We start from the raw sequence: 9,795 nt of genomic DNA on the forward strand, positions 1-9,795 counted from the left end.
GCCGCGTCCGTGACTGGCGGCTGCCAGCGAGACGGCCTCCTCTCCCCCAACCCCTCTCCTCCCGTGGAGGAGAGGGGAGCCGCGGTATCCATCAAAACACATTGCAGACCCTGCAAAATCGGGGAACACTTCAGCAAGGAGAATTTTTATGAAGCAATTCCGTTCTTTCAGAAGCTTTTTTAAAAAGCGCCCGGTCAGGGAACCGGCCCTGCAGGGCTTGTGGATTCCGGGCGGGTCTTGCAGGTCGCGCGCCCTTAGGCGCCGTCTGCCATCATTCTCTAAACACGCTCCGATCCTTATATCACTCATTCTGATTTTCGGCGCCGCTGGCGCGCGCGGCGCCGACTTGAATGCCTTGCTCTCTTCCTGGCTGGCGGCGCAAACGAATATCCAATCCTGGTCGGCTGATTTTGTTCAAACCCGCGCATTAAAATCGCTGACGCAACCGCTCACGGCCACCGGCCATGTCTGGTTTGAGGCCCCCAACCGGTTCCGCTGGGAGTTGGGGCATCCGGCCCAGACCGTCGCGGTGCGCGCGCCGCAGGAACTCTTGATCATTTACCCTCGGCTCAAACGGGTTGAAAAATTTCCCCTCACCGGCCAGCAGACCGGACCCTGGCGCGATGCCCTCTCGCTGCTCGAAGCCGGGTTTCCCCGGAGCCAGGCTCAACTGGAATCCCAATATAATATTCTGGGCCAACGCGTGCAGGGCCGCACTTTCGAGCTAACCCTGCAGCCCAAATCAGCCGCCGCCCGGCGCATGATGCCCCAAATCAAAATCGATTTTGATACTCAGGACTTTTCCTTGAAAGGCACCGAACTGCAATTTGCCGACGGCTCAACCATGCGCAATGACTTTAAAAACCCCGTTTTGAATCCCAAGTTGGACCCGCAACTGTTTTCCCCTGAAATCCCCTCTGATTATAAAGTGGTCGAGCCCCTCAAAAACCGGTAACCACAGTGCGTGCGTGATCCTCTGCAAGATGCCTTGACCTTCCTGCCGCATGGGGCGGAATTCCGCTTTCTCGATCGGCTCGTGAGCCTCGAACCGGGACGAAGCGGGGCCGGTGAATACCGAGTGCGTGGTGACGAGCCATTTTTGCGCGGCCATTTCCCCGGCCACCCGCTCTTTCCCGGGGTGTTGCTCATCGAGGCCGCCGCGCAACTGGCCGGAGTGGTCGCACAATCCGATCCGAGCATCGAGCCCTTGCCGGACCTCAAGCTCACGGCCTTGCGTGGTATGAAGATCGTTGGAACAGCCGGCCCCGGCGAAGTCATTCGTCTGGAAGCCGCAGTCAGTGGCCGGCTCGGCAACCTCATCCAGGCCAATGCAACCGCGTGGGTCAATGGGCGGATGGTTTTGCAAGGGGCGTTAACTCTCAGCGGTGCGCCAGCAAACAACCCGCAGGTGCCGGACTAATTCTGTAGCGCCGACGCCAGCCGGCGCTGCGGGGCGGGGTTAATAGGAATAATGATTTGGCAAGCCGCTTGATGAGACATGGCGGAGCTACCAGTCCTTGATCGGGCGGTTTGGATCGAGTGGTTTGCCCTCGGGCTTGGCGGGGAGCAATTTTTCTTCACCCTTTTGTGAGTCCAATAGTTGCTGGGCCTGTTCGGGAGTCATTTGACCGGCCGCATAGGCGGCGGCGTCCTTATCCTTCTCGTCCTGATTCTTCTCCTGGCCTGGCTGGGGCTGCTGCTGTTTCTGGTCCTTGGGCCGGGCTCCCTGGTGCTGGGCCTGCTTTTCCTGCTGTTTCTGCTGAGAATTCTGTTGTTGCTGCGACTGATCCTGCTTTGATTGCTGCTGCTGTTGTTGGTTTTGTTTCTGATCCTGTTGCTGTTTCTGATCCTGTTGCTGTTTCTGATCCTGTTGCTGTTTCTGATCCTGCTGCTGTTTCTGATCCTGCTGCTGTTTCTGATCCTGCTGCTGTTTCTGATCCTGCTGCTGTTGCTGGTTCTGTTGCTGCTGCTGATTCTTGTCCTGCTTATCCGATTTATTCTGCTTGGAATTGTTCTGCTGTTGTTGCTGTTTCTTGAGTTCCTCGAGCTTTTTCTTCACATACTCCTGATTGAACTTTGCGTCGGTGTCCTGCGGATTAAGGCCGAGGCTTAGTTTGTAGTCGTCGAGCGATTTTTCCCATGCCTCGGTCCTCTTGCTGGGGTCTGGGTTCTGCTCGCCGAGGCGGAACAGGGAGTTGCCGCGATTGTAAAAGGCCAATTCCTGGAGCTTTAAATCGGGTGATGCCGCTGCCGCGTCGAACTGTTTGACGGCTTGATCGAACCGGTGGTTTTTGTAAGCGGCGGCGCCGGCATTAAAATGCAGGCGCGGGTCATCCGGATGGCGTTGGAGCAACTGCTCGTACTGTTTGAGGGCCTGGTCATAATTCTCGGATTTATATTCACGCAACGCGCTGGCGGGCGAGCCAAGGGCCGCTCGAGGCAAGACAAGAAACAGGATAAGAGCCAGCGCCCCGGCAGTCAGCGGCCTGGCTGCGACCGCCGCCCCACCGGCGGTTTGCGCCTCCCGCTTGCGCTCTGGAAGCAGCACTTCCACCACCAACAGAAGAACCGCCACTCCTAAGGGCCATTGGTAACGTTCATTGTATTGTTTCACAAGCCGCTCCTGATTTTCGCCTTTAGGCAGTTTTGATAGCCCCTGCTCGTAAAGGGCGTCAATGGTCTTTGCGCCGCGCAGCGGCAAATAAAAACCTCCTTGGGAAGCGCCGGCGATTTCCTGTAACAGGCGCTCGTTGAGGTGCGATTTAACGACGTTGCCCTGTTCGTCGCGAACGTAATCGGTGTGGCCCTGGGCGTCGGCAACGCGGAGCAATTCTCCTTCAGCGGTGCCGATGCCGATTGTATAAATTCGCAAGCCGGCCTGGGCCGCTTTTTGGGCCGCTTCAAGCGCGCCCGAATCGTGGTCCTCGCCGTCGGTCATCAGGACCAGCACCTTGTGATTATCCCCTTCTTTGAACGCGGCTGATGCCGTGTCGATGGCCTCGGCAATGGCGGTGCCGCCTTGAGGGATAGCGCCGACATCGAGCGCCTCGACACTCTGGCGAAAGGCTGAGTCGTCGATCGTCAGCGGGCATTCGAGGAACGCATTTCCGGCAAAGGCCACCAGGCCGAGCCGATCGGATTTTGCCTGTTGCATCAGATCGAGCGCGGCGAGTTTCGCGCGTTCGAGCCGGTTGGGGGCGATGTCCTGGGCCAGCATGCTTTTGGAGGTATCAATGGCGACCACGATATCGACTCCCCGTTGGGTGACTTCCTGCCATGTGAACCCCCATTGTGGCCGTGCCAGGGCGACAATCACACAAGCCACTGCCAGGACAATGCAGGCCAGCCGAATCTTTTGCCGCGCAGCAGAGATGCCCATTAACAGGCCCGGCAACAGACGGGATTGGATAAATTGAGTCATCAGCCGCTGGCGCTGGCGCCAGGACCACCAAAAAAACAGGAGCAGCGCCGGAGGAAAGACCAGCAGCAGCCAAAGAACTTGTGGATGAGCAAAGCGCATAGGGGCTAATCGAATGCCAAGTCACCAATTTCAGAGACCTGCAGTAAGATTTTGTTCCCATCCCGGAGCGCACTTGCTTTGTTCATGGCAGCCTCCTCCAGAGGGTGTGGCGCAGCAGCATCTCGAGCAAGACCAGGCCTAATCCCGGGGTTATCACCCAGGCAAACAGCTCCCGATGTTGGGAAAACTTTTTTACCTCTTTTTCCGTTTTTTCCAGCTTATCGATCTCGCTGTAGATGGCTAGAAACTTCTCGGCGTTGTCGGCTCGATAGTACCGCCCGTTGGTGCGCTGGGCGATTTTTTGCAGCGTATCCTCATCGATATCGACCGGCTCCGTGCGCGTGCCGACCCGCTGGCCGCCGAAGTAAACGGGCATTGGGGCCATCCCGCGCATTCCCACGCCGATGGTATAGACCTTGACCCCCAGCGCCTCGGCCGCCTCCGCGGCGGTCAGCGGCGCAATTTTGCCGGCATTGTTCTGGCCGTCGGTCATGAGGATGACGATCTTGCTCTTGGATTTGACCTCGCGCAGGCGGTTCAGGGCGGTGCTGAGGGCGGACCCGATTGCGGTCCGGTTCTCGTCGATGTCGCCGATCTTCAGGCGGTCGATATTTTCCTGAAGGAAATCATGGTCGAGTGTCAGGGGTGTGGCAATGAAGGCCTGGGCCGCAAAGACCACAAGGCCGATGCGGTCGTTGGGGCGTTTGTCGATAAACTGCTTCAACACCGCCCGGGCCATATCGAACCGGTTAACTCGTTGGCCGCGCACTTCGAAATCCTCGGAGATCATGCTGCCCGACATGTCCAGGGCAACGACGATATCGACGCCGCTGGCTGTCACTTTCGTCTCGCTCTTGGTGAGGCGCGGCTGGGCCATGGCGACCACGAACAGGGCCAGGGCCACCCAGCGCAAGGCAGACAGGAAACCACCGGCGCGTGTGCGGGTGATGTTGACAATGCCTCGGACCAACTGAACCGAGGAATAGACAAAAGCGGGCGGATCGCCCCGCCTGCCCTTCAGCCAGGCCAGCAAAGGCAGCAGCAACAGCAGCGCTAGAAAATAAGGATGGCCAAATGTCATTTCAGCGCAGTGTTTGGCGCGCCGAGCTCTGCGCCAGCATTGGCCGGTGCAGACCGGACCTCCACATCCGGGACATTGGGCGCCGGTTCAGTCTCCTCGACCAGCCGCAACGCGGAAGCATGGAGGCCGCGCAACTCGGGCTCGCCCGGCTCATATCGGGCGAATTTGACAAGGTCACATCGGTTCAAAAACTCGCCAAGCGAGCTCTTCTGATCGGGTGTCAAGAGATTGGTTCCTTGCAATTCACACAGGAATTCTTCCGTCGTGCGTTCGGGGGCGTGAAACTGAAAGCGCTCTTCCAAGTAACCACGGATGGTGTCGGCGACCAGGATACAGAACTCGCGGGGCTGGCCGAGCAGCGCCAGTGCTTGCTCGAGCTTTTGCCGCGCGCGCACGTGGGGTGGGATGATCGGGATGGGTGGAATCATGGCGCGCCGTTTCTGCCAGTATCGCCAAAGAAGAAATACGGCGGCCGCCAAGGCCAGCGCCCCAAGGGCCGCCCAAACCCAGAGCCAGAAATTGGGGATGGGCACCGGCGGGCGGATATCGCGCAGGTCGTTGGTGCCAGTCCTTTGCAAGCCAGGAAAAATGAGGGGAGAGACGTTGGTCATACTTTGAACTGCTCATTTCCCGCTGTAGGAGACGACGTAAGGAGTCTCTGATAACAACTGTTTGCCACCTGCCTCTGCTGCGCGGGGAAATTTCTGATCAGAGACTCCTTACGTCGTCTCCTACAGACTGTCTTATAGAGGTTTGGAATGGATCTGGTCATCGGAGTCATCGGGTTACCCTCGCAGGCGGCGTTTCTCGCGTTTTTCAAAAAACCGGCCCAACTCGGCGGCATAGGGTTGATCGGTGCGCAACTGGATCGCATCGATCCCGGCTGAACGGAACAGGCGCCCCAGGTCGGCCTGGGCGCGGGTTTGCCGCTGGGCAAAGGCCGCCCGTTTGCGCGGGTCACCGGTGTTCACCTCGACGATCTCGCCCGTCTCGGCGTCCTGAAGGACTAATCGCCCCAGTTGTGGCAGTTCCAATTCATACGGGTCGGCGATCTGAACGGCCACCAGGTCGTGCCGGCGATTGGCATGGCGCAGCATCGGGTAGGAGGCCTGGGCCAATGATTCCAGCAGCATGATTTGCGGGCGCAACTTGCCGCTTCGGCTGTCAGCGCTGGCCGGTGACCCGATGAAATCCGAGACTACCACCACAATTGCCTTGTGCGGCGTGACCCGCAAAAGGAACTCAAGCGCTCCATTGAGGTTTGTTCCCTGCCGGCGGGGTTGGAAGAAAAGCACTTCGCGAATGACCCGCAAGACATGCCGGCGGCCCTTTCGCGGCGGAATGAACTTCTCGACTTCGTCGCTGAAGAGGATCAGGCCGACCTTGTCGTTGTTGCGAATGGCAGAAAAGGCCAGCACCGAAGCGATCTCCGCCGCCAGCTCGCGCTTGGATTGGGCGCGCGAGCCGAACAAACCCGAGCCGCTCACGTCCACCATCAGCATCAGGGTCAGCTCGCGCTCCTCGACGAATTTCTTCACGAACGGATGGTTCATCCGCGCGGTGACGTTCCAGTCAATCGAGCGGACCTCGTCGCCGGGCTGGTATTCGCGGACCTCCTCGAAATTCATCCCCTGGCCCTTGAATACGCTGTGGTACTGCCCGGCCAGGGTCTCGGTAACGAGCCGGTTGGTTCGGAGCTCGATCTGCCTTATTTTTTTAAGAATCTCACGCGGGATCACGGCACGGGCAACTCGTCAAAAATCTTTTGAATCACTGTCTCGCTGGTCTTTTCCTCCGCCTCGGCCTCGTAGGTAATGGCGACGCGATGGCGCAGCACATCCATGCCGATGCTCTTGACATCCTGAGGCGTGACGTAACCGCGACCGCGCAGGAAGGCAAAGGCCTTGGCGGCCAGGGTCAGTGAGATGGTGGCGCGGGGCGAGGCCCCAAGCTGGATGAAGTCCTTCACGTCGATTTTGTGCGCCTCGGGTTCACGGGTGGCGCAGACCAGGTCCACAATGTAATCCTTCACCTTATCATCCACGTAAATGTCGTTGATGACCTCGCGGGCATGAAGGATTTGCTGCGGATCGACCACGGGCTGGGCTTGGGGGGCGCCCGAGGTGCGCGCCATCAGGTCGAGAATTTGCCGCTCCTCGGCGCGGGAGGGGTAGCCGATTTTGAGCTTGAGCATGAAGCGATCGACCTGGGCTTCAGGGAGCGGATAGGTGCCCTCCTGCTCGATCGGGTTCTGGGTTGCCAGCACCAGGAAAGGCTCTTCGAGCCGGAAGGTCTGTTCGCCGATCGTCACCTGCTTTTCCTGCATGGCTTCGAGCAAGGCGCTTTGTACCTTGGCCGGCGCGCGGTTGATTTCGTCGGCCAGCACGAGGTTGGCAAAGATGGGGCCTTTGCGGGTGGTGAACGCGCCCGATTGGGGATTATAGATTTGCGTGCCGATGACATCGGCGGGGAGCATGTCCGGCGTGAACTGCAGGCGGGAGAATTTGACGCGCAGGCAATTGGCCAGCGATTTGACCGAGAGGGTCTTGGCCAGGCCGGGAACGCCTTCGAGCAGGACATGCCCATTGGCCAACAGCCCGATGACCAGCCGCTCGACCAGATAGGTTTGTCCCACAATAACTTTGCTCAACTCCCCGAAGAGCGGCCTGACAAACGCGCCGGCCTCCTGCACTGCATCGTTAATGGCACTGATTCCAGTATTCATTGGACTAACACTCTACCCACCGATGGACACGAAAACCAGAAAATCTGTTCAATGAGCACTCTTCACAGCTTTGCCTTTGCCTCAAGAATATCCCGGGCAATCTGAGCGCGCAGTTCGAGGGTCGAGGCAAATTTTTGTTCGTCTCTGAGCTTTTCGACGAAGGCGATCTCGACCTCCTGGTCATACAAGTCCCCTGAGAAATCCAACAGATGCGCTTCCACGCGGAGTTGCGGGACCGGCTGCTGTATCGTAGGCCGGGTGCCAATATTGAGCACTCCGGGATAGATTCTGCCTTCAACCTGGACCTGGACGGCATAAACGCCCCCGGGCGGCAGGGCCAGGCGGGCGCAATCGATATTGGCCGTAGGAAACCCAAGCTGTCTCCCCAGCCCCTCTCCATGCACCACTTTTCCGCACAAGGCATAACTGCGGCCAAGCATTTGGCTGACGGCGTCCAGGTCGCCGGCAAGGATCCTTTCGCGAATCCGGGTGCTGCTCACGGCCTTGCCATCCAATGATACCGAGGCCAGCCCATGCACGGTAAAACCCAGCTCCTTTCCCAGCGCGCGCAGCAAGTCCACGTTGCCAGTCCGCCGGTGGCCAAAGAGGAAATTGGCGCCGACGCATATACAGCGGGTCGGCGCGAACTCGCGTGTGAGAGTGCGGATGAATTCCTCGGCGCTTAACCGGCTGAAGACTTTATCGAAATGTATGAGAAGCAAGGCATCCGTTCCCAGGGACTCAATGACCCGCAATTTTTTGGGGAGGGAATAGATAAGCGGCGGCACACGGTGGGGAGCAACGACCGTGTTTGGGTGCTGATCGAAGGTGATGACCACCGCCAGCCCATTATGCTGGCGCGCGTCGGTAAGGGTCTGCCGAAGAATCTGCTGATGTCCCAGGTGCACGCCGTCAAAAAAGCCGATAGCCAGGCAAACTTTGCGCGGGCCCTGTCCCAGTTCATTAGCCGCATGGAGGATGCGCATGGGCATCGCGTCAGGCGGCAGCCAATTTGAGGAACGGGATCACACGTTCTTCAAGCTGGCGTGGTGAGAGCTTGAGCACTTCCTCCAACGGAAGCGCCGAGGCCACATCGAATTTGCCAGAGGTAATGCGCCGAAGAGCGGCCAAATGAGCGCCGCATCCGATTTTTTGGCCCATCTCATGCGCCACGGTGCGCACGTAAGTTCCCTTGGTGCAAGCCAGCCTGAAAGAGCCCACCGGCTCCTGATATGAGCTGAAACGAAACTGGTAAATGTGCACCAGGCGCGGCTCACGCGGAACATCCAGCCCTTTGCGGGCCAGTTTGTAGAGGGGGACACCGCCGATTTTGATTGCCGAAACCATAGGCGGGGTCTGCATCAGGTCGCCGACAAACTCCGCCGCCAACTTGTTGAGGTCTTCAACCGTCAGCGGCGGCACGGGGAGTGATGAAACCAGCTCACCGTCCGCGTCATAGGAATCGGTGGCTTCGCCAAATTTCATTGTGCCCTCATAAACTTTATCGTCGGCCATCAAGCGCTCGGAAAGCTTTGTGCCACGTCCCAGGACGATGACCAGCAGGCCGGTAGCGGCCGGGTCGAGTGTGCCGCAATGGCCGACCTTTTTAATGCGGAACTGTCTTCGGATGGCATCGACTACATCGTGGGAAGTCGGACCCGCCGGTTTGTCCAGCAGGATTGCCCCATCCAAGGCGGAGAACTCTTGTATCATCGCGTGATTAGGTAGCCGGTTTTGGCTTTGGTGGCAATGGGCAGGTGCAAAGAAGTGCGGGAGCCAGGAGTGGGCCCATCCCGGGCGCAGTGTCCATCCCGTCGATGTTCAACCGAATAAAACGTGACGAGTCCCGCTCCGCATTGTCAAAGGAAGTGTGAGCCTCAGAACATTGCAGCCCGAAACCTCTGAGCCGCTAAGATGCGAAAGCCAGAGGGGCGCCAAAAGTGGTGTGACCCTGATCGAGTTGCTTTGTGTGCTGGCCATCCTTTGCATCCTGGCCTCCCTGTTGCTTCCGTCCGTGATGCGCGCCTATAACCGGGCGCGCGCATTCGACGAGGAATGGAACGCCGGACCGGTCATCGAGATGTTGCAGAAGGAAGCGCGGGCGTACTGCGCTACACATCCCCAATATAGTTTCCAGGACAAATACGATTTTGCCGACAAATGCGGCCTGGCGCCCAAGTGCCGCGACTGGATAGACGCCCGCGTAACGGAATTGAGCGTGGCCTCGCAAAGCGAGGCTCAGGTGGCGGATAGCGGTCGTAGATTGTGACGGAAAGCGGAAATACCCCTCGAAATTCCTGAAACCGCGCTGATGCTTTAAACAGGAAGCCCCGTGAAGGCTTGCCTTCGCGGGGGTTTTCTCTGCTTCGTAAGGTGTGAAAACTCAGAAGCTAGAGAACTTGTGCCAGTGCTACCTGGCGGATCAACTGCTACCGCAAGTGGTGACCAAAGTCGATGCGGATCTGTCGG

The 9,795-nt window shown here is 58.6% G+C and carries 10 protein-coding genes; 3 read left to right on the forward strand and 7 right to left on the reverse strand.

The window, feature by feature from the left end:
• Positions 1 to 346: 346 nt before the first annotated feature.
• Together VG146_05750 and VG146_05755 are read left to right on the forward strand one after the other, a co-directional pair.
• A complete protein-coding gene (locus VG146_05750) occupies positions 347 to 955 on the forward strand; it encodes an outer membrane lipoprotein carrier protein LolA (protein ID HEV2391852.1) in 609 nt (202 codons plus the stop codon).
• Positions 956 to 964: 9 nt separating this feature from the next.
• Positions 965 to 1,420 (forward strand): 3-hydroxyacyl-ACP dehydratase FabZ family protein, encoded by a 456-nt coding sequence (locus VG146_05755; GenBank protein ID HEV2391853.1) that lies wholly within the window; start codon positions 965 to 967, stop codon positions 1,418 to 1,420.
• An 87-nt stretch (positions 1,421 to 1,507) separates the two neighbouring features.
• Here VG146_05755 and VG146_05760 read toward each other — a convergent pair whose 3' ends face one another.
• From VG146_05760 to truB, 7 genes are all read right to left on the reverse strand, one after another.
• Positions 1,508 to 3,520: a VWA domain-containing protein gene (locus VG146_05760; GenBank protein HEV2391854.1), complete on the reverse strand. Its 2,013-nt coding sequence runs from the start codon at positions 3,518 to 3,520 to the stop codon at positions 1,508 to 1,510.
• 82 nt (positions 3,521 to 3,602) lie between these two features.
• The gene (locus VG146_05765; protein ID HEV2391855.1) at positions 3,603 to 4,601 is read right to left on the reverse strand and encodes a VWA domain-containing protein; all 999 of its coding nucleotides are present in this window, start codon (positions 4,599 to 4,601) and stop codon (positions 3,603 to 3,605) included.
• Entirely contained in the window at positions 4,598 to 5,212 is a 615-nt protein-coding gene (locus tag VG146_05770) for a hypothetical protein (protein ID HEV2391856.1), read from the reverse strand. The genes VG146_05765 and VG146_05770 overlap by 4 nt, the downstream gene beginning before the upstream one ends.
• Before the next feature lie 174 nt (positions 5,213 to 5,386).
• Positions 5,387 to 6,340 (reverse strand): DUF58 domain-containing protein, encoded by a 954-nt coding sequence (locus tag VG146_05775; GenBank protein HEV2391857.1) that lies wholly within the window; start codon positions 6,338 to 6,340, stop codon positions 5,387 to 5,389.
• Positions 6,337 to 7,326, reverse strand: a complete 990-nt coding sequence (locus VG146_05780) for a MoxR family ATPase (GenBank protein HEV2391858.1) — start codon at positions 7,324 to 7,326, stop codon at positions 6,337 to 6,339. Before VG146_05780 ends, VG146_05775 begins: the two co-directional genes overlap by 4 nt.
• Before the next feature lie 62 nt (positions 7,327 to 7,388).
• Positions 7,389 to 8,312 (reverse strand): bifunctional riboflavin kinase/FAD synthetase, encoded by a 924-nt coding sequence (locus tag VG146_05785; GenBank protein HEV2391859.1) that lies wholly within the window; start codon positions 8,310 to 8,312, stop codon positions 7,389 to 7,391.
• Positions 8,313 to 8,322: 10 nt separating this feature from the next.
• Positions 8,323 to 9,039 (reverse strand): tRNA pseudouridine(55) synthase TruB, encoded by a 717-nt coding sequence (gene truB / locus VG146_05790; protein HEV2391860.1) that lies wholly within the window; start codon positions 9,037 to 9,039, stop codon positions 8,323 to 8,325.
• A gap of 157 nt (positions 9,040 to 9,196) precedes the next feature.
• Between truB and VG146_05795 the strand changes: the two genes are divergently transcribed.
• Positions 9,197 to 9,595, forward strand: a complete 399-nt coding sequence (locus tag VG146_05795) for a type II secretion system protein (GenBank protein HEV2391861.1) — start codon at positions 9,197 to 9,199, stop codon at positions 9,593 to 9,595.
• Positions 9,596 to 9,795: the final 200 nt, after the last annotated feature.

The sequence above is a fragment of the Verrucomicrobiia bacterium genome (genome assembly GCA_035946615.1).
Lineage (GTDB): Bacteria > Verrucomicrobiota > Verrucomicrobiia > Limisphaerales > UBA8199 > DASYZB01.

Coding starts and splice junctions, on each gene's coding strand:
- VG146_05760 (HEV2391854.1), bottom strand. CDS start 3,520: ATGCGCTTTGCTCATCCACAAGTTCTTTGGCTGCTGCTGGTCTTTCCT.
- VG146_05765 (HEV2391855.1), bottom strand. CDS start 4,601: ATGACATTTGGCCATCCTTATTTTCTAGCGCTGCTGTTGCTGCTGCCT.
- VG146_05770 (HEV2391856.1), bottom strand. CDS start 5,212: ATGACCAACGTCTCTCCCCTCATTTTTCCTGGCTTGCAAAGGACTGGC.
- VG146_05780 (HEV2391858.1), bottom strand. CDS start 7,326: ATGAATACTGGAATCAGTGCCATTAACGATGCAGTGCAGGAGGCCGGC.
- VG146_05785 (HEV2391859.1), bottom strand. CDS start 8,312: ATGCGCATCCTCCATGCGGCTAATGAACTGGGACAGGGCCCGCGCAAA.
- truB (HEV2391860.1), bottom strand. CDS start 9,039: ATGATACAAGAGTTCTCCGCCTTGGATGGGGCAATCCTGCTGGACAAA.